General features: G+C 69.0%; 20 protein-coding genes and 1 pseudogene. 11 read left to right on the top strand and 10 right to left on the bottom strand.

What is annotated here, in order from left to right; genetic code table 11:
- Positions 1 to 309: 309 nt before the first annotated feature.
- A complete protein-coding gene (gene dnaA, locus D457_RS0104530) occupies positions 310 to 2,445 on the bottom strand; it encodes a chromosomal replication initiator protein DnaA (protein ID WP_017579456.1) in 2,136 nt (711 codons plus the stop codon).
- A 773-nt stretch (positions 2,446 to 3,218) separates the two neighbouring features.
- Between dnaA and rpmH the strand changes: the two genes are divergently transcribed.
- The 8 genes from rpmH to D457_RS0104500 all read left to right on the top strand — a co-directional run bounded on the left by rpmH (position 3,219) and on the right by D457_RS0104500 (position 9,187).
- Positions 3,219 to 3,362, top strand: a complete 144-nt coding sequence (gene rpmH, locus D457_RS34520; protein ID WP_014909187.1) for a 50S ribosomal protein L34 — start codon at positions 3,219 to 3,221, stop codon at positions 3,360 to 3,362.
- Positions 3,363 to 3,486: 124 nt separating this feature from the next.
- Positions 3,487 to 3,978 carry a ribonuclease P protein component gene (gene rnpA, locus D457_RS0104525; protein WP_017579455.1) on the top strand — a complete coding sequence of 164 codons (492 nt, stop codon included), beginning with the start codon at positions 3,487 to 3,489 and terminating at the stop codon, positions 3,976 to 3,978.
- The gene (gene yidD / locus D457_RS34515; RefSeq protein ID WP_083926661.1) at positions 3,975 to 4,289 is read left to right on the top strand and encodes a membrane protein insertion efficiency factor YidD; all 315 of its coding nucleotides are present in this window, start codon (positions 3,975 to 3,977) and stop codon (positions 4,287 to 4,289) included. Before rnpA ends, yidD begins: the two co-directional genes overlap by 4 nt.
- Before the next feature lie 28 nt (positions 4,290 to 4,317).
- The gene (gene yidC / locus D457_RS0104520) at positions 4,318 to 5,253 is read left to right on the top strand and encodes a membrane protein insertase YidC (protein ID WP_017579454.1); all 936 of its coding nucleotides are present in this window, start codon (positions 4,318 to 4,320) and stop codon (positions 5,251 to 5,253) included.
- 143 nt (positions 5,254 to 5,396) lie between these two features.
- Entirely contained in the window at positions 5,397 to 5,885 is a 489-nt protein-coding gene (locus D457_RS0104515) for a Jag family protein (RefSeq protein WP_017579453.1), read from the top strand.
- A 482-nt stretch (positions 5,886 to 6,367) separates the two neighbouring features.
- Positions 6,368 to 7,099 (top strand): 16S rRNA (guanine(527)-N(7))-methyltransferase RsmG, encoded by a 732-nt coding sequence (rsmG, locus tag D457_RS0104510; protein ID WP_017579452.1) that lies wholly within the window; start codon positions 6,368 to 6,370, stop codon positions 7,097 to 7,099.
- A 209-nt stretch (positions 7,100 to 7,308) separates the two neighbouring features.
- Positions 7,309 to 8,136, top strand: coding sequence for a ParA family protein (locus D457_RS0104505; RefSeq protein ID WP_026116323.1), 828 nt, complete (start codon positions 7,309 to 7,311; stop codon positions 8,134 to 8,136).
- Between the two features lie 85 nt (positions 8,137 to 8,221).
- Positions 8,222 to 9,187, top strand: a complete 966-nt coding sequence (locus D457_RS0104500; protein ID WP_017579450.1) for a ParB/RepB/Spo0J family partition protein — start codon at positions 8,222 to 8,224, stop codon at positions 9,185 to 9,187.
- A 284-nt stretch (positions 9,188 to 9,471) separates the two neighbouring features.
- Here the strand turns inward: D457_RS0104500 and trxA are convergent, their stop codons facing one another.
- The 3 genes from trxA to D457_RS37680 all read right to left on the bottom strand — a co-directional run bounded on the left by trxA (position 9,472) and on the right by D457_RS37680 (position 11,128).
- Positions 9,472 to 9,795, bottom strand: coding sequence for a thioredoxin (gene trxA, locus D457_RS0104495; RefSeq protein WP_017579449.1), 324 nt, complete (start codon positions 9,793 to 9,795; stop codon positions 9,472 to 9,474).
- A gap of 72 nt (positions 9,796 to 9,867) precedes the next feature.
- Complete coding sequence (gene trxB / locus D457_RS0104490; protein WP_017579448.1) at positions 9,868 to 10,800, bottom strand: thioredoxin-disulfide reductase; 933 nt, start codon at positions 10,798 to 10,800, stop codon at positions 9,868 to 9,870.
- Between the two features lie 133 nt (positions 10,801 to 10,933).
- Complete coding sequence (locus tag D457_RS37680) at positions 10,934 to 11,128, bottom strand: hypothetical protein (RefSeq protein WP_338042999.1); 195 nt, start codon at positions 11,126 to 11,128, stop codon at positions 10,934 to 10,936.
- Positions 11,129 to 11,513: 385 nt separating this feature from the next.
- On the opposite strand from D457_RS37680, the gene D457_RS0104475 reads away from it, so the two are divergent.
- The 3 genes and pseudogenes from D457_RS0104475 to D457_RS31865 all read left to right on the top strand — a co-directional run bounded on the left by D457_RS0104475 (position 11,514) and on the right by D457_RS31865 (position 12,777).
- Entirely contained in the window at positions 11,514 to 11,711 is a 198-nt protein-coding gene (locus D457_RS0104475) for a hypothetical protein (protein WP_017579445.1), read from the top strand.
- Positions 11,708 to 12,043: an ATP-binding protein gene (locus D457_RS0104470; RefSeq protein ID WP_017579444.1), complete on the top strand. Its 336-nt coding sequence runs from the start codon at positions 11,708 to 11,710 to the stop codon at positions 12,041 to 12,043. Before D457_RS0104475 ends, D457_RS0104470 begins: the two co-directional genes overlap by 4 nt.
- 3 nt (positions 12,044 to 12,046) lie before the next feature.
- A pseudogene (locus D457_RS31865) lies at positions 12,047 to 12,777 on the top strand (response regulator).
- On the opposite strand, the gene D457_RS0104460 reads toward D457_RS31865, so the two are convergent.
- From D457_RS0104460 to D457_RS31860, 6 genes are all read right to left on the bottom strand, one after another.
- Entirely contained in the window at positions 12,778 to 13,653 is an 876-nt protein-coding gene (locus D457_RS0104460) for an anti-sigma factor family protein (RefSeq protein ID WP_017579443.1), read from the bottom strand.
- 14 nt (positions 13,654 to 13,667) lie between these two features.
- Positions 13,668 to 14,294 (bottom strand): RNA polymerase sigma factor SigM, encoded by a 627-nt coding sequence (gene sigM / locus D457_RS0104455; protein WP_017579442.1) that lies wholly within the window; start codon positions 14,292 to 14,294, stop codon positions 13,668 to 13,670.
- A 30-nt stretch (positions 14,295 to 14,324) separates the two neighbouring features.
- On the bottom strand, positions 14,325 to 15,902 hold the full coding sequence (locus tag D457_RS0104450; RefSeq protein WP_017579441.1) for a protein kinase family protein: 1,578 nt from the start codon (positions 15,900 to 15,902) through the stop codon (positions 14,325 to 14,327).
- Positions 15,903 to 16,148: 246 nt separating this feature from the next.
- Entirely contained in the window at positions 16,149 to 17,939 is a 1,791-nt protein-coding gene (gene murJ / locus D457_RS0104445) for a murein biosynthesis integral membrane protein MurJ (protein WP_017579440.1), read from the bottom strand.
- Positions 17,940 to 18,102: 163 nt separating this feature from the next.
- Entirely contained in the window at positions 18,103 to 19,989 is a 1,887-nt protein-coding gene (gene murJ / locus D457_RS0104440; RefSeq protein WP_017579439.1) for a murein biosynthesis integral membrane protein MurJ, read from the bottom strand.
- 84 nt (positions 19,990 to 20,073) lie between these two features.
- Complete coding sequence (locus D457_RS31860; protein WP_017579438.1) at positions 20,074 to 22,650, bottom strand: DUF6049 family protein; 2,577 nt, start codon at positions 22,648 to 22,650, stop codon at positions 20,074 to 20,076.
- Between the last annotated feature and the right edge of the window lie 208 nt (positions 22,651 to 22,858).

The following is a 22,858-nucleotide window of genomic DNA, read 5'->3' as shown; positions in this document are numbered from 1 at the left end:
AGAGCCCGGGGACGGCAGGAAGCGGCCCCGGGGCCGGGGGGAGGTGCTCCCGGGAGAAGAAGTTGACACGTGGACACGGCGACACGCGGACACGGAGACAGCGACCCGCGGGCACGTCGAGGGGCGGTCGACGGCCGGGGCCGGGTGAGCGATGGCTCGGGAGAGAAGTCGACAGGGCGACAGGGGGACTTGTGGCCGGAAGAGAGGGGAGGCCCCGCCATATCAGGCGGTGCCTCCCCCTCTACGTGTCTCTATGTCTCTATGTCGCTCTATCCCCTGTGCTCGGCTGAGGGGGCACAGAGCCGACGGTCAGGTCAGCGAGGGCTGGTCCTTGATCCGGCTGGTGAGCTCGTGCACCTGGTTGTAGATGGAGCGGCGCTCGGCCATCAGCGCGCGGACTTTGCGGTCGGCGTGCATGACGGTGGTGTGGTCGCGGCCGAACTGCTGCCCGATCTTGGGCAGGGACAGGTCGGTCAGCTCACGGCACAGGTACATGGCGATCTGCCGCGCCGTCACCAGGACCCGGGAACGGGAGGTTCCGCACAGGTCCTCCAGGCTGAGCCCGAAGTAGGCCGCCGTCTGGGACATGATTGCGCTGGCCGTGACCTCCGGCACCTCGGCATTGGGGACCAGGTCCCGCAGCACCTGGCCGGTCAGGTCCAGGTCCACCGACTGCCGGTTGAGGCTGGCGAAGGCCGTCACCCGGATGAGTGCGCCCTCCAGCTCCCGGATGTTGGTGGAGATCTTGCTGGCGATGAACTCCAGCACTTCGGGCGGGGCGGCCAGGCCCTCCTGGGCCGCCTTCTTGCGGAGGATGGCGATCCGGGTCTCCAGCTCGGGCGGCTGAACGTCCGTCAGCAGGCCCCACTCGAACCGGCTGCGCATCCGGTCCTCAAGCGTGGTCAGCTGCTTGGGTGGCCGGTCGCTGGAGATGACGATCTGCTTGTCGGAGTTGTGGAGCGTGTTGAAGGTGTGGAAGAACTCCTCCTGCGTCTGCTCCTTGTTCTCCAGGAACTGGATGTCGTCCACCAGCAGTACGTCGATGTCCCGGTAGCGGCGGCGGAACCCGTCCGCCTTGCCGTCCCGGATCGAGTTGATGAACTCGTTGGTGAACTCCTCCGAGCTCACGTACCGCACCCTCGAACCCTCGTAGAGCCGGTGCGTGTAGTGGCCGATGGCGTGCAGCAGGTGGGTCTTGCCCAGCCCGGAGCCCCCGTGGATGAACAGCGGGTTGTATGCCTTGGCCGGGGCCTCGGCGGCCGCGACCGAGGCCGCGTGCGCGAACCGGTTGCTGGAGCCGATGACGAAGGTGTCGAAGGTGTACTTCGGGTTCAGCCGCGCGTGCTCACCCGGCGGGATCTCCGGAGAGCGCCCGGGGGGAGAGGAAGGTGAGGGGGAGGCCGGAGCGCTGTTCCGCGCGCCCTCCTCCTTGATCGGAGCGGGGGCCGGGGCGTCCTCGACCGGCTCGGCGACCTGCGGTTCCTCGGGCCCGCCCGGCGCAGCAGCTTCAGTCGGAGCGGGTTCGGGAGCGGGCTCCGGTGCGGGGGCTTGCGCGGCCGGGGTCTCCCAGCGGTTGGGCTGGTCCCAGGACGGATCCCCCCAGCTCTGCTGCTGCCACAGCTGTTCCTGGGTGGACTGTTCCCAACCCGGGGAGGTCGACCAGGAGGGCTGTACCTCCTGACCGCCCTGCGGCTGGGCCGCAGGCGCGGCGGTGTGCTGCGTGACCGGTGCCTGCGGTGCGGGGGAGTGGCTCTGGGGAAGCTGCTCCTGGGCGGCGGGGGCCCAACCGCCGGGCTCCGCGTACCGCGGCTCCTGGTGTTGCTGGGGTGCCGCCTGCTGGGGTGCGGGCTGCTGTACTTCCTGCGGTGCCGGCGCCGAAGACCGTGCCGCCGCCGACTGCGGTTCCGGCTGCTGGGACGCAGGGCCGAGCAGGTCGGCCTGTGCCTCCTGCGCCCGGGCGTGCCCGGGGTGGGCGCCGAGCGCCTCGGAGGGGTGCGGGGCCTGCGCGGGGTACGGGGTCTCGGTGTGGGGCGGACCGGCCGGGCGCGCGTGCTGGCCGCGCGGCTCGTGCGCCGGGGTCTCCCGGGGCGCGGGCTCGTGGCCGGCGGGCTGCTCGGGGCGCGGGGCACCGGGGGCCGAGAGAGAGGTGTTCGTGCCCGTGTCTCTGCTCACGCCGTACGGCGCGGGGGTCGGCGGCGGGGTGGGTACGGCTGTGGGGTCCACGGTCACCGCGACCCGGATCTCCCGTCCCAGGTGCGCGGAGAGGGCCTTGCTAATCGCCGGGTAGAGGCGTGTCTCCAGGACCTTCTTGGTGAACTCGTTGGGCGCTGCGATCAGCGCCGTGTCCTCGATCAGACCCAGTGGCCGGGTCTGCGGCAGCCATGCGCGCTGGTGTGCGGGCAGGGAGTCGTTGTCGATCCCGTCCAACACGCTTGACCAGACCATTGCGAGGTTGACCTGTGCGTCAGCCAAGGTGACCTGCCATGGTTGCTGTCCCTTCGGTGCGGATCTGTTCGGAGCGGATTGGAAGCGGTGAGGGGACGGGGGAGGTTGTACGGCGTGTATCGGGCGCGTGGGAACCCGGGGGCCCACACATCCCATTGTCCTCCCCTGCGGGGGGTGCCGGGGCAGGGGAGCCGGTACGGGAGCGGTCGGTTCGGTCGTTCGGAGCCTGTGGACAACCGGATCGGCCCGCGGCGGCCAAGGGTTTGACTACCCCTGGGTATCCACAGGTTCGCGAGGTTGTCCACAAGTTGTGCACAGGTTTATCCACAGGATGGCAGCCCCCTGTGTGTTCTGTGAAGTTATCCACAATGTGCAGGCCAGGGCGTGTGTAGGCGAGTTATCCACAGCTTCGGGGCGGCTGTGGGCGGCCTCGGGGGAGAGTTATCCACAGGTTGAGGTTATCCACAGCCCTCGCCTCCTGTGGAAGTCTCACACGCTGTGGACAACCGGTTGTCCACAGGCGGCGAGGTAGACTGTGCACAGTGGCGTCCGCCACCGGTCACGGCCCACCCGCCAGCAGCCGCGGGCGGGTCCGTCGGCAGGTCTGATTTGACCACGACCCGACCAGGTCGTATGTTCTTTATGCTTATGCCGATGATTCTGCCTGCGCTCGTGTTTTCTCGCGAAGCGCGGCCACGGCACACGCACTGTAAGGCCCCGCATATCCTGGGGGTCTGTCGTAGTACTTTCCTGACACGCCCCTGGAGCCAGTAGTGAGCAAGCGTACGTTTCAGCCGAACAACCGGCGTCGCGCGAAGGTCCACGGCTTCCGGCTGCGCATGCGTACGCGCGCCGGTCGCGCCATCATCGCCTCGCGACGTCGTAAGGGACGCGCCGCGCTGACCGTGAGCCACTAGGCCACGTCTAGCCTCAAGTCTTCACTGGGACCGGTCCGGCCTTCTCGCCGGCCGGTCCCTTTGTCGTGGGGCACGGAACCGGTAGCCGAGGGCCGTGCCGCACCCCTCTCCCGGAGGAACGCCGATGTTGTCGCCGGAGAACCGGATGCGCCGCAGCGCCGAGTTCGGAACGGTCATGCGTTCGGGGCGGCGCGCCTCGCGTGACGCCCTGGGCGTGGTCTACCTCGCCCCCCGGCAACCCGCTGACAGCAGTACTGACACCGACGCCCCGGCACCGCCGCGCGTCGGTTTTGTCGTGAGCAAGGCCGTTGGCGGGGCCGTGGTGCGTAAGCGCGTACAGCGGCGCCTGCGCCACGTGGTACGGGCACGGTTGGCTGATCTGCCAAACGGTAGCCTTCTGGTAGTGCGTGCCAAGCCCTCGGCCGCGTCCCTGCGGCAGGAGGAGCTGGCGGTACAACTCGACAGCGCGATCGCCGCGGCTCAGCGTCCCCGAGGGGCCGCCAAACGCCGACGCGGCCGCGGGGGCCCGCGCCCCGAACCGGTCGAGTCGGCGAAGAGTGAAGCAGACGGCGACCGCCGCCCTCAGGAGGGCGGAGAACGGTGGACGCAGCAATGACCGAGCACAGACCGACGGCTTTCGCACGGTTGTTGATCCTGCCCATCCGCGGTTACCAGCGTTTTATCAGCCCGCTCTTTCCCCCGGTCTGTCGTTTCTACCCTTCGTGCAGCGCGTACGGCGTTGAGGCGCTCCGCGTGCATGGAGGTCCCCGCGGGTTGTGGCTGACGGTCAGGCGGATCGCCCGCTGTCACCCCTTCCACCCCGGGGGTCTTGATCCGGTTCCGCCGCCCAAGGGGCGCCGGAACGAGGAGTCCGAGGAGTCTACGGACGGAACCGGGCACACCGGTGCCGCATCCGGGGACCAGTAGCTGAACCGAATCACCGAGGAGTTGGCCGGTGCTGGACTGGCTTTACAACATCATCGGCCACGTATTGGTCTGGATCCACTCGGGTCTGACCTTCGTCGGCCTGAACCCCGACAGCGGCTGGGCCTGGGGCCTGTCCATCGTGCTGCTCACCTGTCTGATGCGACTCCTGATGGTGCCGCTGTTCGTCAAGCAGATGAACACGCAGCGCAAGATGCAGGAAGTGCAGCCGAAGATCATGAAGCTTCGGGAGCGCTACAAGCACGACAAGGAGCGACTCCAGAAGGAGTCGATGAAGCTCTACCAGGAGAGCGGCACCAACCCCATCATGGGCTGCCTCCCGCTGCTGCTCCAGATGCCGGTCTTCTTCGCACTGTTCAGCGTGCTGCGCAGCGTCGCCGAGGGCCACGCCCGTTACGGCTTCACCGAGGAGCTCGCCAACAACGCCCGTGAGGCGATGATCTTCGCGGCTCCGATCGCCGCCCAGTTCAACACCTCGGAAGAGGACCTGCTGGCGCTCGGCGCGACCGACCCCATCATGGCGAAGATCGTCATCGCGATCGCCTGTGTGGTCATGGGTGCCACGACGTTCCTGACCATGCGTCAGAGCATCAAGCGCAGCATCGCGCAGCAGCCCGACAACCCGATGATGCAGACCCAGAAGATCATGATGTACATGGCGCCCGCGTTCGGGCTCTTCGGTCTCATGATGCCGATCGGTGTGCTCGTCTACTGGGTCACGTCCAACGTCTGGACGATGGTGCAGCAGCACTTCCTCTACCGGAACCAGCCGCTTCCCGGTGAGGCCGCCGACTCCGACAAGGGCAGCGCCAAGGGCTCTAACAAAGGCATGCTCGGTCGGAAGAAGGCGCCCGAACCCGCGCCGGAACCGAAGGAACAGCCTAAGATCGAACGCAAGCAGCCGAAGAAGCAGACGCGTTCCAAACGCAGCGGTGGGTCCAAGTAGGACCTCCCTGTTTCGTGTCGGCCGCGGCGACTTTCGAGTGCGCAGGCGACAATGCCCCTGAGGCGTACGACGGCCAGGGACTGACGGATTGAGGAGACGGGATCGCTGTGGGAAGTAGCGAGGAAGAGAGCGGTGGAGTAGCGGTGGCTGAGGCACCTGAGGCCGGAATCGATGTCGATGCCCTGGAGAACGAGGGTGACATCGCCGCGGACTACATCGAGGGTCTCCTCGACATCGCGGACTTCGACGGCGACATCGACATGGATGTCGAGGGCGACCGCGCGATGGTCTCCGTCGTCGGCGCCACCCTGGACGAGCTGATCGGTGACGACGGTGAGGTTCTGGAGGCCCTCCAGGAGCTGACCCGTCTGGCCGTGCACCGGGCCACCGGTGAGCGCAGCCGCCTGATGCTGGACATCGGCGGTTACCGCGAGGGTCGCCGCAAGGTGCTCTTCCAGATTGGTGCCGAGGCCGCGAACAAGGTCAAGGAGACCGGCGACATTCACCCGCTGGAGCCGATGACCCCGTTCGAGCGCAAGGTCGTGCACGACGCCGTGGCCGCGGCCGGTCTGCGCAGCGAGTCAGAGGGCGAGGAGCCCAACCGCTACGTGGTGGTCCACCCCGCCGACTAGCGGAACAAGGTCAGACTCAAGGGGCGGTGTTTCACGTGAAACACCGCCCCTTCGTCATGCCCGGGGAGAAGCAGGCCTGCTGTGCCAGGGGCGATCCGACGGGAACCGAGCGAGGGCGCTGTCCGCAGGGCGCTGCCTGAGGGAAGGCCTGCCGATGCCGACATGGCCCGGATACGCGGGGCGCACCACGGGCGCGGGAGGTGTTTCACGTGAAACCCGGGTGCGGCCCCCGCGTAGGATCATCTCCGGGGCCTTCCCGACACGAGTCGTGCCGCCCTCGGGACTCCCGGGGTGACGCCGCGAGTGGAGCCGCGCGCCATGCGATCCGTGCGGGGAAGGAACCAAACCCCATGCGCGCGACGACCGCGATCCGCCGCGCGCTTCCCGTGTCGGTCGGCCGATGTCCCCTTGTGGACAGGTCGACATGGCGACCCAACGGTTCATGGAAGTGACGATGGACGAGTTCCGACAGGTGGTGACCGATGACCTCGGGCACTGAGGAGCCCGGCGCTACGCTCCCCGCGCCGCCCCCGCAGGCGGCGGCGGTCTTCGGAGACACTCTGCCCGTGGCGACGCGCTATGCCGAACTCCTCGCTGACGACGGGGTGCGTCGCGGGCTGATCGGCCCGCGCGAGGTGCCCCGCCTCTGGGAGCGGCACCTCATCAACTGCGCTGTCGTCGAGGAGCTGATCCCCGAGGGTGCGGAGGTGGTGGACGTCGGATCGGGTGCGGGACTGCCGGGTCTGGTGCTCGGCCTGCTGCGTCCGGATATCAAGATGACTCTCCTGGAGCCCCTGCTGCGGCGGACGGTCTTCCTCGACGAGGCGGTCGAGACCCTTGGTCTGACCAACGTGGAGGTTCGGCGGGGCCGCGCGGAGGAAGCACACGGAGAGCTGTACACCGACTTCGTCACCGCACGGGCGGTCGCACCGCTCTCCCGGTTGGCGGGGTGGTCGCTGCCTCTGCTGCGTAAGGGTGGCAGCCTGTTGGCCCTCAAGGGGGAGCAGGCGGAGGCCGAACTGGCCGAGGCAGAGAAAGACGTTTCGAAACTGCGCCCTGGCGTCTGCGATGTGATCAAGGTGGGGCGGGGTAAAGTCGATCCCGCTACCACGGTCGTTCGCGTCACGGTGACATCCGACGGTGGTCCGTCCGCGTCGGGAGGTTCCCAGAAGAAGGCGCGGAACGGCAAAAAGAAGCGCGGACGGAAGAGGTGAACTCATTCGTGCCCCAGAACCCAGCCAACGATGCTGGTGTTTCACGTGAAACACCAGCGGGCGCCTATGGAGATCTGCTCGATGTTTCACGTGAAACATCAGCGGGACCCGCGGTGAGCCAGTCCCCTGTTTCACGTGAAACATGGCATGGCGACACAGCCCGCGAAGGCGTCCCCGACACCCCCATTGCCCGCGCGGCGCATGCCGCGATGGAGGTTCGTGGGCACGAGGACCCTTGGCCTCGCCCCAAGTCCTGCCGGGTGATCAGCGTCGCCAACCAGAAGGGCGGGGTGGGCAAGACCACCACGACGGTGAACATCGCCGCCGCCCTGGCCATGCACGGTCAGCGTGTCCTCGTGGTCGATCTCGATCCGCAGGGGAACGCGTCCACCGCTCTTGGTATGGAACGCGACAACCAGACCCGGTCCATCTACCACTGCCTGGTCGAGGACGAGGAGATCCGGAAGCTGGCTCAGCCGGTCCCGGACATCCCCAACCTGTGGTGCGCCCCGGCCACCATCGACCTGGCGGGCGCGGAGATCGAACTGGTCTCCCTGGTCGCCCGTGAGGCCCGGCTCAAGCGGGCCTTCGCGGCCTACGAGACGTCGGACCTCGACTACATCCTCATCGACTGCCCGCCCTCGCTCGGCCTGTTGACGGTCAACGCGATGGTGGCGTGCGACGAGGTCATGATCCCGATCCAGTGCGAGTACTACGCGCTGGAGGGGCTCGGTCAGCTGCTGCGCAACGTGGAGCTGGTCAAGTCGCACCTGAACACGGGACTGTCGATCACCACGATTCTGCTGACGATGTACGACGGCCGGACCCGGCTCGCCCAGCAGGTGGCCGACGAGGTGCGCTCGCACTTCGGCGAGCTCGTTCTGGACACGCTGGTACCGCGGAGCGTTCGTGTCTCCGAGGCGCCCAGTTACGCGCAGTCGGTCATGACCTACGACCCCACGTCCACCGGCGCGGTGGCCTATCTGGAGGCGGCTCGCGAGATCGCCTTCCGGGCCGAGGGGCTCAACGCCGGCTGACGGTGGTTGTTTCACGTGAAACACTCCGCTCGACCGGCGCGGCCGGTCGAGCGGAAACACGCAAGGAGTGTGGAGGGAGTTGCCGGTGAGCCAGCAGCGGCGCGGACTGGGCAAGGGACTGGGGGCGCTCATTCCGCAGGGGCCGACCGCCCCCGCGCCGGTGGAGAGCGTTCGTGAGACGACGGTGTCCGCCGTCCCCGAACCCCCCGAGGTTCAGCAGGGCCCGGTGGAGATGCCGGACGGGACCTACATGGAGGAGCTCGAGCTCGCCTCGATCACCCCCAACCCCCGTCAGCCCAGGACGCACTTCGACGAGGAGGCCCTGGAGGAGCTGAGGGACTCGATCATCGAGGTCGGTCTGCTTCAGCCCGTCGTGGTCCGCAAGCTCGAGGGCGGGGACCGCCCCCGCTACGAGCTGATCATGGGGGAGCGCCGGTTCCGGGCGAGCAAGCTCGCGGAGCTCGAGCGGATCCCCGCGATCGTCCGGAAGACGGACGACGACGAGTTGCTCCGGGAGGCTCTCCTAGAGAACCTGCACCGGCAGCAGCTCAACCCGCTGGAGGAAGCGGCCGCGTACCAGCAGATGCTGGACGACTTCGGCACCACCCAGGGGGAGCTGGCCCAGCAGGTCGGTAAGTCGCGTTCACACATTGCCAACACACTGCGTCTGCTCAACCTCCCCGGGAAGGTGCAGACGCGGGTGGCGGCCGGGGTGCTCAGCGCGGGCCACGCGCGTGCGCTGCTGGCGATCGACGAGCCCGAGGCCCAGGAACGTCTGGCCAAGCGGGTCAACGACGAAGGTCTGTCGGTCCGCTCGCTGGAGGAGATCGTCGCGCTCCGGGAGATCCCGGAGGAGGAGAAGCCCCGCCGGTCCACCGCCGGTCGGATCAGCAACCCCCCGCAGATCGAGGAGTGGGCGACGCGGCTGGGCGACCGGCTCGACACCACCGTCAAGGTGGACATCGGCCGGAAGAAGGGCAAGATCGTCGTGGAGTTCGCGACGATGGAGGACCTGGAGCGGATCATCAGCCAGATGGGCCAGGACAACTGATGGACCGCGAGAACTGAGCTTCCACCCTCGCGCGCGATGGCGGTGTTTCACGTGAAACACCGCCATCGTCGTGTCCGGGGCAGGACGTCCGGGCAGCATGTCCGGGATGGCCGCCGGGGCTGGTGCGCGGGGCCTGTTTCACGTGAAACAGGCCTCCTCGAAACACCAGGAGCGACGTGGGGGAGGGTGGGGGCGGCCACCCTTGGGTGAGCTGGCAGGAACGGCGAGAGGCCCCCAGGTTCGACCTGGGGGCCTCTCGGCTCGCGTGTGCTCGGTTCCCGGACCTACAGGAACTCGGCGAGCTCCTGCTCCAGGAGACGCTTCGGCTTGGCGCCGATGATCTGCTTGACGACCTCGCCGTCCTTGTACACGTTCATGGTCGGCAGCGACATGACGTTGTACGCGCGGGGGGTGTCGGGGTTCTGGTCGGTGTTGATCTTGACGACATCGATCTTGTCGCCGTGCTCCTCTGCGAGCTTGTCCAGGACCGGGGCCATCTGCTTGCAGGGGCCGCACCAGTCGGCCCAGAAGTCCACCAGGACCGGCTTGCTGTTCTCGAGGACGTCCGCCTTGAAAGTGGCGTCGGTGGCGTTCTTGACGGTGGACACTGCTTGGTTCTCCTTGGTTCGACGAAACCGGATGGAAGGTGCGGGGGAGGTTGGTTCGCTGCCCGGCGGGCGCTAGTTGCCCATCTCGGCGAGGAAGCGCTCGGCGTCCAACGCGGCGGAGCAGCCGGTGCCCGCGGCGGTGATCGCCTGGCGGTACTGGTGGTCGACCACGTCGCCCGCGGCGAAGACGCCCTCGAGGTTGGTCCGCGTGGACGGGGCGTCCACCTTCACGTAACCCTCCTCGTCGAGCTCGATCTGCTTCTGGAAGAGCTCTACGCGCGGGTCGTGGCCGATCGCGACGAACAGACCGGTCACGTCCAGGGTGCTGGTCTCGTTGGTCTTGTTGTTGATCAGCTTGAGCCCGCTGACGCGGTCCTCTCCGACGACCTCGGTGATCTCGGTGTCCCAGAGGAAGGTGATCTTGTCGTTGGCGAAGGCGCGCTCGGCCATGATCTTGCTGGCGCGCAGCTCGTCACGGCGGTGGATGACCGTCACTGACTTGGCGAAGCGGGTGAGGAAGAGGGCCTCCTCCATGGCGGTGTCGCCGCCGCCCGCCACCGCGATGTCCTGGTCACGGAAGAAGAAGCCGTCGCAGGTGGCGCACCAGGAGGTGCCCCGGCCGGACAGTTCCTTCTCGCCGGGGATGCCCAGCTCGCGGTAGCCGGAGCCGGTGGCCAGGATGACGGTGTGCGCGAGGAAGGTCTCACCGCCCGCGGTGACCTCCTTGACCGGCTTGGTCAGGTCCACGTCGGTGACGTCCTCAGGGACCAACTCGGCGCCGAAGCGCTCCGCCTGCTTGCGCAGGTTGTCCATGAGGTCCGGGCCCATGATCCCGTCCGGGAACCCGGGGAAGTTCTCGACGTCGGTGGTATTCATGAGCGCACCACCGGCCGTGATGGACCCCTCGAACACGAGCGGGCGCAGTTCCGCGCGCGCGGCGTACACGGCAGCGGTGTAACCCGCCGGTCCGGAACCGATGATGATGACATTGCGGACGTCACTCACGCTCTAGGCCCTTCACACAGTCGCTGCCCGGCCACGGTGGCGTGACAGGGGAAGATGGTTAGCACAACCGATGGTAGGCGCACCCCATTCCCGCCCTGACATCCGCCCAGCGTACGGGGGCGGGGTATGGATCTCAGTCCCCTGCGGCCCCCCGGCCCAGGGCCGTTCGGACCGCGAGGGCCAGACCTCCGGAGAGGGCTCCCCAGAGGGCGTTGGTGGTGAGTACCGACACCACCGCGAAGGGGTTGGCGAGCGGCCCCTGGGGCTCCCCATGGAGGAACGGGGACAGCACCGCGCTCAGCACGATGGCGATCACCCCGTAGGCCACACTCGTGCAGACGAGGGTGGGGAAGGGGTGGGGGCCCTGGCCACGACGACGGCTGCGACCCAGGCCACGGTGATGAGCGCCGTCGCCCCCCCAGCTGAGCCCAGGGCGAGCCGATCGCCTCGGAGACCCCGGTGGCGCTCATCAGGGGCCGCACCAGGGCGAGGGCACCGAGGGCGAGGACCAGCGACTACGGGATGCCGATCAGGGTGTTCTGCTCTCGGTCCATGACTGTTCCCCTCCTGCTTCGCCGCTGACCCTTCGGACGTTACGGAGGGCACCGGCCCCGGGGCGTCCGCCGCCGCTCCCTTTCCGGTACGTCGAAACGCGTAGCCGGGCGCGCGCGGAAGAGCGGGTGCCCGCGGGGCGCGCTCCGTAGAATCGCCGCATGCCCGACCACTCCGGCTCCCCCGATCGTTCTGGCCGCCAGGCGGTCATCATCGACGTGCTGCTGGGGTTCGCCGTCTTCGCCGTGGTGGCGATCGCGATCAGCGCGGGCATCGGTGGGGGGAGAGCTGCCGACCGCCGTGGCCTACATGTTCGCGATCGCCCTCGGTCCGGGCCGCAGGGCTGGCCGTCGAGGTGACCGGGAACGCGGCCGGGCGTGCCGCCGGGGAGGGCGGATCAGGGCTGCCTGGGCTGATCGACGCGACCGCCTACCGGGTGGTTCAGGAGGCCATCACCAACACCCTCCGGCATGTGCGGGCCCGCACCGCCACGGTGCGGATCGAATGCACGGAGGACACCCTTGAGGTGACGGTCACCGACGACGGGACGGCCGCCCCCGCAGGGGAACACGACAAGGGCTCGGGGCTGGCCGGGATGCGGGAGAGAGTGCGAATGGTGGCGGGAACACTGGAGGCGGGTGCGGCCCCCGACGGCGGGTTCCGGGTGCGCACGGATCCCCCTCGGGGGTGACGCGTGACCAGGGTCCTGCTCGTGGACGACCAGGAGCTCGTACGCACCGGGGTGCGGTCACTACTGGAACGGGACGGCGACATCGAGGTGGTGGCCGAGGCCGCCGACGGCCGTCAGGCGCTGGTGGAGATCGACCGCTTCCGCCCGGAGGTGGTCCTGCTCGACCTCCAGATGCCCGCCGTGGACAGCCTCGGCGTCCCGCGGGAACTGGAACGTCGACGTGTCGACACGTCGGGGCGCCGACATGTCGACACCCGGGTCGTCGTCCTCACCACCTTCGGCGAGGACGACAACGTGTTCGCCGCGCTGCGCCTGGGCGCGGCCGGGTTCCTGCTCAAGGACGCCAAACCCTGCGAGCTCAGGGATGCGGTCCGCACGGTCGCGGCCGGGGACGCCCTGCTCTCACCCGGGGTGACCCGGAGCGTGATCGAACGCCTCGCCGCAACCGAGCTCCCGCCCGGGGCCGCCACCCGCCTGGACGCCCTCACCGATCGCGAACGCGAGGTCCTCGCCCTGGTCGGCCGCGGGATGTCCAACCAGGAGATCGGCACGCAGCTCCATCTGAGCCCGGCTACCGCCCGCACCCACGTGGGCCGCCTGCTCGCCAAACTCAGCGTGCGTGACCTGCGGGAAGTACTGCACCGTAGGTGTCCGTTGAGGGTGGTGGCGGGCGACGGGTGGGCCTGGTGGTGCTGGCCTACGAAACAGGGTTGGTCCGTGCCGGAGGGGGCTGACTACAGCGGCTGCTCGGTGATGACCCCGGAGTCGGGTCCGCCCTGAACGCAGTGTGCGGGGTCGAGCACGACCGCCGAGACACCGTCGGTGTCCCGGGTGAACAGGACCCACGCGCGCTCGGCGCCGTCGCCGGAGTCGAAGTACGCGTCGTCGACCAGGGTGATCCGGACGCCGTTGGCCTCCTCGAAACGGGTGACGCACTCCTGTGCGCCGGAGGGCAGTCCTTCCAGGGCCTGGGCCCCCGTGCCCTCCTCGGGCTCCTCGCTCTCCGCCTCAGCCAGGACGGCAGCCGCCTGGGCGCCGAGACCCTCCTCGGTGTAGACCGTGCCGCTGGCCACCGACTCCGCGGAGTAGGACTGCGCGGTGTCGGGGGCGACCTCCGGTTCGGCGTCCTCGTCCATCAGCGGTGAGGCGACGCCGCTCTCCTGCTGGCCGCCCATCACCCCGTTGATGATCGCCGCACCGCCACCGACCACGAACACGGACGCGGCGGCGACCGCCATCAGGTGCGGCAGGCCGAAGCGACGGCGTCGGGCGGCGATGGGAACGACCGGGGCGAGCGCGTCGTCCGCGGGTGTTCCGGGTGCGGTGCTCTCCGGACCGTAGGGTCCGGGCACGGGTGTCTCAGGCGCAGGTATCTCAGCTGACGAGGCGGCCGCCGAGCGTTCGTTCACAGCTTCGGCGATGCGGCCGTCGAGGAGGTCGGCGACGTCCTGCGGCAGCGCGGGTGCGGGCGCCTCGGCGAGGACACGGGTGACCCCTGAGAGCTCGTCGAGGGTGGTGGCGCAGTTCGCGCAGGTCTCGATGTGGGCGGCCACGGAGCGTTCTTCGTCGGGGGCCAGAAGGTCCTCCGCGAAGAAGGCGAGTGCCTCCACGTCTGGATGGGACGTCACGATGGGTTGGCACCTCCTCTCCCAGATGTGACGTCTCGGGGCGGCCCAGGGTTCCTTAGATGGGCCAGCGAGGGAAGAAGTTTGGCGCGACCTCGAGCACATCTGCTCTTGACCGTGCCCGAGGCGACCTCGAGGATCTCGGCGGCCTCGTCCACCCGGTAGCCGAGCATGTCCACGAGGGTCAGCGCCATGCGCTGTTCCAGCGGTAGGAGCTCCAGGGCGGCGTGCACGTCCAGGCGGGCCTCGGTCTGCGCCGCGTGGTCGTGGCCGCCCCCTGAACGGCTCAGGCGTTCGTTGGAGATGACGTCGAGGGTCTCGTCCTCGGTCGGGGTGGCCGGGCGCACCTTGCGCCGTCTGAGGCGGTCGTGGCAGGCGTTGACCACGATGCGGTGCAGCCAGGTCGTGACCTGGGCGTCGCCCCGGAAGCGGTCGGCGGCGCGGAACGCGGACAGGAACGCGTCCTGGAGGGCGTCCGAAGCTTCCTCCGGCTCGCCCATCATCCGGATGGCGACAGCCCACAGGCGCTCACGGTGGCGGCGAACCAGTACCGCGAACGCCTGTTCGTCACCCTGAGCGTGTCTTGACAACAGCTCCTTGTCAGGAAGCTCCTGGGACGCGTCCATCAGCGCTGATCACATACCCCACAAGTAGAACTAGGTCCCGCGTACCTCGACCTCGTTAATGGTCCCACGCCATTCTCCGTTGTTCTCCGGGAGCTCGGTGAACCAGACCAGGACGTACCGTCCGGTCGCGCTCTCGTCGAGAGGGATGGTCTCTTCGCCGCCGACGCTGCCCGACCACGCGGCCGGGAGGTTGGCGTCTAGGCTTTCCTGGTCGCTGACCTCGTCGCTGTCCCCGACCCGGATCTCCACGCCGTGAGTTCCACCGGAGAGCAGCAGGTCCACCTCGTGGACCTGCTGGCTGGACTCCAGGTCCAGCAGAAGGCCGACGCCCTCCTTCTGCATCTCCAGGGGGTCCCAGTAGCCCTGGGTTCTCCAGCTGCTGTTCGGGTCGTCGTCGAAGGCGAGGTGGGCGTTCTGGGAGTGCTCGTCACCGTCGCCGTTCGGCATCGGGTCGAAGCCCCGGGCCCCGTTGATGTCGAAGACCGTCAACTCCGCGCTGTCCGGCTCGTCCTCGGTCGTGCTGGCGCTCGGGTCGACGGCCTCGTCCGAGCCGGGGTTGAACGACGATCCGACCTGCCAGGCCCCGACGACGACGGCGGCGAACAGTGCCACCGCCACCGCACCAATCAGGATCCGTTTGGCCGAACCGTTCTTGTCGCGGGCGGCCCGCTGGTCCACACGGGAGGCAGCCGCGCGGGCGCCGCTACTCCGGTCCGGAGCCGAACCGTTGCGGCTGCTGCGCCGCTGGCTGGTGGTGGCGTCGAACTCGCCCGTGCGCCGGGAGGTGCCCTGCTCGGGCTGCTGCGTGGCCTCCGCGGGGGAGACCGGCAGCGGGATGAGCCTCGGTACCGCGGCCATGGCCGAGCAGAACTCGGCGGGGCTGGAGATGGGCGGTCCGGGCACCATCTGACCAACCAGGTGCGGCAGCGCCGCGCGGGTGGTGATGGAGGCCAGGGGCTCGCTCACGCCCTGCCGGAGCTGTCCGGGCGGGTAGGGGCCCATGGGCCCCTGCGGGGCGCCGGGCAGACCGCTCTGCGGGCCGCCGGGCCAGTAGCCGGTGAGCGCCGCGTAGAGCAGGTTGCCCAGGCCCTGGGCGTCGATCGCGCCGGGCTGGGGGACGTTGTTCCCCAGCAGCGCGGCGTCCACGCCGATACCGGTGACCTTGACCGCTCCGCCGCTGCTCCACATGAGCTTGCTGGGGGAAAGGCACAGATGGTGGAGCCCCTGGGCGTGCGCGGCGGTGATGGCCTCGGCCGCCTCGGCGACCAGGCCCGCCGCGCGCTCGGGCTCCATCGGTCCCTGCGCCAGGAGGTCGGCGAGAGAGGAGCCGATGACCCATTCCTCGACGACGTAGGGGACGGGTGAGGTGTCGTCGGCGTCGAAGACCTGGGTGACGCGGGCGTCCGGGATACGGCTCGTGGCCCGGGCCGCGCGCACCACCTCTGACGTGCGCGGGAATCCTTCGGCGAAGGTCCATACCGCGACCGGACGCGCGAGCGTCTCGTCGGTGGCCTTCCACCGGGTCGCACCACCGGTCTCGCTCACCACGTGGTCGAGTCGGTAGCGGTTGGCCAGCTTCGCCCCGGGTTCGATCAGGAAGGTGCTCATGATGGGAGTGACGGGCGCCAGTGCCGCTGGGTCGCGTGATGCCACAGTGGGCGCACGCGAGGGGGTCGGCCCTGTCTGCTGTCCCCAGCCTCCCTTCGGGCAGCTCGGATAAACGGTGCTCTGGCGGTAAAGCGGTGTCTGTCCATGCTAGGACGCCTGAACAGCCTCTTTGGAGGACATCGGGTACTCATTCACCTTCTGGGACGTACCAGGGTGCGACTACCCAACGTCATCCATTCCAGGTGATCAGCGGCGTCGCAGCCGGGTTCTGACCAAATCCAGGAACGATGTGACTTCAGTCACATTGAGGAACTTGGCGGCAACCACGAACAGTACGGCACCGACCAGTCCTCCGGCCACCATCGACGCGAGGGCGGGCCACAGATCACCCGGCAGACCGTTGAAGACGACGATCATCAGCACGCTGAACGCGGCCGCCGGGATGGTGGCCACGTGCAGCTTGAACAGGGTTGACGCGGTCTTGCGGCCGTCCAGCCCGTTCAGCCTCTTGTGCAGCATGTACCACATGATCACCGAGCCCACGATGTAGTAGAGCCCGTACGGCACCGGCAGCCACACCACGATGTGCTGCGGGCTGTCGGCCATGAAGTACAGCAGGCTGATCGCGGTTACCGCGTGGGCGATCTCGGAGGGGATCGAGATCAGGGCCGGGGTACGCGTGTCGCCCAGCGCGTAGAACACGCGCATCTGCAGCTGGAACAGCGTGAAGGGGATCAACATCACGCAGAAGACCATCAGGATGCGACCGATCGCGGCCGCGTCCTCGGCGCTGGTGCTGCCCTGCGCGTAGATCATCACGCAGAAGGGGACCGCGAAGACGATCATCGCCACCGCGATCGGCACGATCAGCACCGACGACAGGCGGAAGCCGCGGGAGAAGTCGCTGCGCACCTGGTCCTTGCGCCCGGCCGCGACGTGTTCGCTCATCCGGGGCAGCAGGGCCGTGATCACCGAGACCGCGATGATCGCGTACGGCAGCTGGAAGAGCATCGAGGCGAACTTGTACGCCGCGATACCCGAACCCGTGTCGTAGCCGAGCTCCGCGGACATCGAACCCGCGCGCGTGGCGACGTTGGTGGAGACGAGCGCGCCCACCTGGGCGACGACGATGTAGAGCATCATCCACGAGGCCGCACCGGCCGCCTCGCCCAGCCCGGAACCGCGCAGGTCCAGGCGGGGGCGCCAGCGGAAGCCCGCGGCCCACAGCGCCCAGACCAGCACAGCCGCCTGCACGACCTGGCCGAGCGCGGTGCCCAGACCCAGCAGGGCGAGTTCGCTTTCGGTCACGGTCTCCGGCGTGCGGCCCGGCCCGGCGATGGACAGGAACCACAGGCAGATGCCGATGATGACGATGTTGTTCACGACCGGTGCCCACATGGGAGCGCCGAACCTGTTACGCGCGTTTAGCATCGCGCTGGCCAGACCGCTGGCGCCGATGAAGAAGATCTGGAGCACCAGGAAACGGGCCAGGATGACGGAGACCCTGTACTGATCCCCGCTGAACCCGCCCGCGTAAATCCGGATGAACCACTCGGCGATCAGCACCGACACCAGGGTCAGCACGAACAGCGCCAGCAGCATCAGGGTGACCAGGCGCTGCTCGGTCTTGTTCCCGCCGTCGGCGTCCAGCTTGCGCCGCTTGACCAGGAACGGCACGAACACACTGGCCAACAACCCGCCGATGAGCAGGTCGTAGATCATGTACGGCACCATGCCGGCGGTTTGGTAGGCGTCACCCAGCAGTTGGGTACCGATCGCCGCCGCCAGCACGATGGTGCGGACGAAGCCCGTGACACGGGAGGCAATCGTGCCCACCGCCATGATCGCGGTCGACTTCGCGATGTTGCCCGGACCGGTGTGGGCCGAACCACCGATCTCGTCGCCGTCCTCCAGGCCCGCGCGGTCCGCGGTACCCACGTCACCGATCTCGCTCGGGTCCCGGACCGTCTTCAGGCCGGTCTCCGGTTCGCTCCGGGGCTCGGAACGCTCGTAGGCGTCGAGGACGTCCCCGGGCATCACCAGGTGACGTCTGGAGGAATCCTCAGGGGGTTGCTCCGGTCCGGGCTCCGGACCGTCGGCGTGCTGACGGGGGTGATCGCTGGACACCGTCGGGTGGTCCTTTTCTGGCTGGGACGACTACGGGACTCCGACGGGGCAGGGTCGGAGGGGGTCACGGCATCTAACGACGCAGGCGGCCGCGGATGAGTTCCACGGCGGCGCTCAGCTCGGGCACGCGCAGCAGACGGGCGGACACGAGGAAGAGCAGCGCGCCGACGACGCATCCGACGACGGGAGCACCGATGTAGGTGATGAGGCCGGGCCCGACCTGGGTGTCGAAGAACCAGAGCACACCGAAGCCAGCCGCGATGCTGGGAACGACGGCCAGGTGCAGGCGCAACAATGTGCCAATCACGTGCTTTCCGTCAAGTCCCCCGATGCGTCGGCTGAGGATCTGACCAGCGATGGTCAGGCCCGACAGGAACGACACCATGAAGCCCGAAGCCACGCCGACCACGACCAGGTTCGGCGGCAGGAGCAGGTAGGCGACCAGGGCCAGACCGCTGTGAACAGCGAGGTTGGCCGCGCCGATGAGGGCGGGGGTCCTGGTGTCACCCATGGCGAAGAACACGCGCAGCATCAGCTGGAACACGGTGAACGGCAGCATGCCGAGCGACATCACGGCGAGGATCTGGCCGATGGCGGCCGCGTCGGCGATCGAGACCGACCCGCGGGCGAACGCCAGGATCGACAGCGGCTCGGCGAACATCGCGACCGCGAAGGCGATTGGAACCAGCACGAACGCGGAGATCCGCAGGGTGCGGGAGAAGTCCGAGCGGACGGCCTCCCAGTTGCGGTCGTCGGCGTGCGCGCTCATCCGGGGCAGCAGCACGGTGATCAGGGAGACCGCGATGATCGCGTAGGGCAGCTGGAAGAGCTGGTACGCCAGGTTGTAGGCGCTGATACCGGCACCGACGTCCAGGCCCTGCTCGATGCTGGCCACGTTCGCCGCGTTGGCGATGTTGGTGGTGATCCACAGGCCCGCCTGGGTCAGCAGGGTGTAGAGCATCATCCACCCGGCGGTGCGCATCGCCTCGCCGAGTCCGGATCCGCGCAGGTCCAGGCGGGGACGCCAGCGGTAGCCGGTGCGGGTGAGCGCGACGAACAGCACCAGCGCCTGCAGGGCCATGCCCGCCGCGGTGCCCGCGCCCAGCAGGGTGAGCTCGATGGAGGAACTGGCGGGGGCGAGGTCCTCCGGGGTGCGGCCCGGGCCCGCCACGACTAGGAACATTGCGGCCACGCCCATGATGACGACGTTGTTGAGCACCGGGGCCCAGACCGCGGCGCCGAATTTGCCGCGCGTGTTGAGCATGGCGCTCAGCAGACCGCTCAGACCCACGAAGAAGATCTGGGAGAGCAGGAAGCGGGCCAGATAGACCGAGGCCTCGAACTGCAACGGGGTGAACCGGGATCCGTACAGCCAGATGAGGACCTCGGCGGCCGCGATCGCGGCCCCGGTCACCAGCAGCAGCGCTAGCACCATCGAGGTGAACAGGCGGTCCTCGGTGGCCTTGCCGCCGTCCGCGTCCCGCTTGCGCCGCTTGACCAGGAACGGGATGACCACGGAGGCCATCAGGCCGCCGATGAGCAGGTCGTTCAGGATGAAGGGGATCGTGTGCGCCGTGTGGTAGGCGTCACCGAGCAGGTGGGTGCCGATGGCGGCGGCCAGCACGATGGTGCGGGCGAAGCCGGTGATGCGGGAGGCCATGGTGCCCACGGCCATGATCATGCTGGAGCGCATCATCCCGCCTGACCCGGAGTCGGAGCCGGAGTCGGACCCGGGGGCTGAGTCGGAGCCCGAGTCGGGGCCCGAGTCGGGGCCAGATCCGCTCCCTGACGCGGGGGCGGGTTCGGGGGCGGGGAGCTCGCCCTCCTCGAAGGAGGGGGCGGGTCCGCCGGAGGGGCGGAGAGGGCTCTCACCCGGCATGGTGCCCTCGTAGGGGGACCTGCGGTGCTTGGGCGCGTAACGAGGGGGCTGCTCGTCGCCGTTCGGGGAGTCGGTGACCACCGTGGATCAGGGTTCCTTTCGTCCGACTGGGAAGGTTCGTGCCGCGGCGCCGCGGGGGCGGCGCCGCGGATCAAGAGGTGGCGGTCACTTACCGGCGCCGCTGCCGTCCGGTCGGCTCTCGCTGTCCGGCTCCGTACCGGCGGGGGTGTCCGGCTCGGCTTCCCGGGGGGTGTCCGTGTCCTCGTCGGAGCCGGCCCCGGCGGAGGTCTTGTCCGCCCCGGGGGCCTCGGATCCTCTTTCCCCGGGCTCCGCAGGCTCCGCGGTTCCGGTGCTTTCGGCCTTGGTCTCGGCGGCCTCGACGGCTTCGGGTTCCTCGGTGTCCTTGGCGTCGCCGTCGCCGTCGCCGTCCTTGGCCGCAGCTGCCGTGGCGTTGGCCTTGGCCGCCTGCTTGCGGGCCCACTTACGCAGCGCGCGGGGCGCCAGAGCCGCGATCAGGATCAACAGGCCGATCCCGCTGATCAGCAGCGCCTGGGTACCCAGGCCGGTGGCGTTCACCTGGATCACGGTGTCCTGCGAGCTGATCGGCTCACCCGCGGCGTTCTGCAGACTGACCTGCACGTTCGTGCTGCCGTTGATCCGGGCCGACAGCGGTACGTAGACCGTGGTCCTGGCCCCGGGCGCGATCTCGAAGTGGTGCGTGTACTCGCCGATGCTCAGCCGCTCGGAGTTCTCCGAGTACAGGGACAGATAGACGTAGACGGCCTCGTCCTCGAGGTCGTTGGCCACGAGCACACCCGTGGTTCCGGTGCTGCTGGCCAGGGTGACCGGGTCGCCCGGGATGACGCGCACGTCCTCCCGGCGGCTCTGCACGCTCCGGCCCACCAGGGAGCGGGTGGCCCCGGCCATCGCCTCGCGATCGCGCCAGTACACCGACTCCAGACGCACGAGCGCCGGGCGGAAGGGATCGCTGTCGCCGACCAGGATGCTGTTGAACAGGCGCACGTCCCGGCCGACGTCCTCGATCTGGCCGAGGTAGGTGGAGCTGAGCTCGTCGCCGTAGGCGTGGTCCGGGTAGGTCAGCCCCTTGCGGGTCTCCTCGCGGTCCTCGGCGTCGGACAGCTCCACCCGGTCCAGGCGCTCGGGGGAGAGCCAGGGGAGGCTGTCGGTGGCGTCCAGGACGCCCGCGGCGAATTCGGGGCTGGGGTCCCAGCCGGGCGCGGGTGCGGCGATGACCACTCGGTCGTCGCCGGTGCTCTCCCCGGCGATCATCGCGGTCTCGGCGGCGAACCGCTGGAGGGCCAGGGTGGACTCGCCGGGCTCCCACGAGGGCATGGAGAGCACGTCGGTCAGGCCGGAGTCGGAGACCAGGGCGTAGGGCTCCTCGCCCTCGGCCTCCTCGCCGCTCGCGGGGAGCGGGGCCTGTGCGGTGGGGGTGGTGGAGATCCAGGAGGCGGGCGGGACGGCCTCCTCGTTCAGGAGGAAGCGGTGGGCGCCGTTCTCGGTGAACAGCTCCTGGACGTTCTCCTCCATGATCCCCTCGGCCGGAACCGCGAACCGGTTGTCGGCCGAGAGCCCGAGCGAACGCGCCAGGGCCTCCTGCCCGAGCCGCAGCGACGCCTGGGCGTCGGAGTTCATGTCGTTGCGCAGCAGCGCGGCCAGGTCCGTGTTGGCGTAGGGGGAGGCCACCACGGTGTCCGCGGCCAGGACCTCGCGGGCCTCGCGCAGCCATACCTGGGCGGCCGTGTTCGGCTCCTGCGTGTGCCGGACCGGCTCCTCGGCCGGGTCCGTGAGGAGGTCCTCGATCACCTCGTGCTCCGCCGTGGCCATCCGGAGGATGTCGTCCAGTGTGCTGGGGTCGACCGCCCAGGTCACCGGGATGTCCTCGGTCCGGGCCGGCGGGGCCTCGCCCTCCTCGTCCGAACCCTCGGCGTCCTCGCCGTTCTCGTCCTCGTCCCCCTCGTCTTCCTCGGGGGTGAGCGAGTCGGCGTCCTCCTCGGCGGTGGCGTTCTCGGCCGGGGCCTCCTCCGAGGTCTCGGCCTCCTCCAGGCCCAGCTCCTCGATCAGGTCCTCGTCCCCGGCCTCGAAGGACAGGGGAACCTGCGCGCCGGATTCGAGGAGGCGTCCCAGCCGCCCCCCGGCGCCGACGGAGTCGTGGAGATCGTCGCTGAGGAAGGTGTCGTCGTCGGCCCGCTGGGGGTCGTCCATGAGCGGCCAGACCCACGCCAGGTCTACTGACGGGACGTCGTCCTCGTCGGAGTCGGCGGTGTAGGGGAGGAAGGTGTACTGCGCGCCGAGGGCGTCGCCGTCGCCGTCGACCGCCTCGATGATCATGGGGTACACCCCGTAGGAGCTCAGGCCGAGGTCCTCGACCGGGGTGCTCAGCGAGTACTCGAGGGTGCCGTCCGGCACCAGCTCGCCGTCGAACTCCTCGTCCGGCCCGGAGGCGTTGGGCTGCCAGTCCTCACCGGTGGCGAACTTGTCCAGCTCGTCGCGGGAGGTGAAGGGGTGTCTGGAGTACCGCATGCGGACGGTGACGTCCTCGACGGTCTCTCCGGTGGTGTTGGTCACCTCGCCCGCCACCCGCAGGGTGCTGTCCTCACCGATGGTGTCCGGGGTGATCCGGTCCACGACGAGCGGGGCCGCCGACCCCTCCTCCTCGGGCTCCGCCGATGCGGACGAGAGGGTGGCCGGTATCGGAAGCAGAGCGGCGGTCATGGCCATGACCGCGGCCGCGGAAGCAGTTCGACGCAACGCTTGGTTTCCTGATTCGGGTCCAGGTGTCCGTCCCGCCAGGGATACGGAAGGTGGGGCGGGGCCGGTCGGGGTGCCCGCGCGGCGCGCTCGGCGGAAGCGGGGCTGGTGGCCTCGGACTGACCGTGACGTGCCACCACTCCACCCGAAGATACCGCGTTCCCCGAACCCCGGTTCT

It is taken from the genome of Nocardiopsis valliformis DSM 45023, from assembly GCF_000340985.1.
Lineage (GTDB): Bacteria > Actinomycetota > Actinomycetes > Streptosporangiales > Streptosporangiaceae > Nocardiopsis > Nocardiopsis exhalans.
The sequence above is the reverse complement of the archived record's forward strand: the minus strand, read 5'-3'. Positions and strand labels throughout refer to the sequence as shown.

What these genes read in the sequence shown, in the direction of transcription:
- dnaA (WP_017579456.1), bottom strand. Translation starts at nt 2,445, where the DNA reads ATGGTCTGGTCAAGCGTGTTGGACGGGATCGACAACGACTCCCTGCCC.
- rnpA (WP_017579455.1), top strand. Translation starts at nt 3,487, where the DNA reads ATGTTGTCGCCGGAGAACCGGATGCGCCGCAGCGCCGAGTTCGGAACG.
- yidD (WP_083926661.1), top strand. Translation starts at nt 3,975, where the DNA reads ATGACCGAGCACAGACCGACGGCTTTCGCACGGTTGTTGATCCTGCCC.
- rsmG (WP_017579452.1), top strand. Translation starts at nt 6,368, where the DNA reads ATGACCTCGGGCACTGAGGAGCCCGGCGCTACGCTCCCCGCGCCGCCC.
- D457_RS0104505 (WP_026116323.1), top strand. Translation starts at nt 7,309, where the DNA reads ATGGAGGTTCGTGGGCACGAGGACCCTTGGCCTCGCCCCAAGTCCTGC.
- D457_RS0104475 (WP_017579445.1), top strand. Translation starts at nt 11,514, where the DNA reads ATGCCCGACCACTCCGGCTCCCCCGATCGTTCTGGCCGCCAGGCGGTC.
- sigM (WP_017579442.1), bottom strand. Translation starts at nt 14,294, where the DNA reads ATGGACGCGTCCCAGGAGCTTCCTGACAAGGAGCTGTTGTCAAGACAC.
- D457_RS0104450 (WP_017579441.1), bottom strand. Translation starts at nt 15,902, where the DNA reads ATGAGCACCTTCCTGATCGAACCCGGGGCGAAGCTGGCCAACCGCTAC.
- murJ (WP_017579440.1), bottom strand. Translation starts at nt 17,939, where the DNA reads ATGCCCGGGGACGTCCTCGACGCCTACGAGCGTTCCGAGCCCCGGAGC.
- D457_RS31860 (WP_017579438.1), bottom strand. Translation starts at nt 22,650, where the DNA reads ATGGCCATGACCGCCGCTCTGCTTCCGATACCGGCCACCCTCTCGTCC.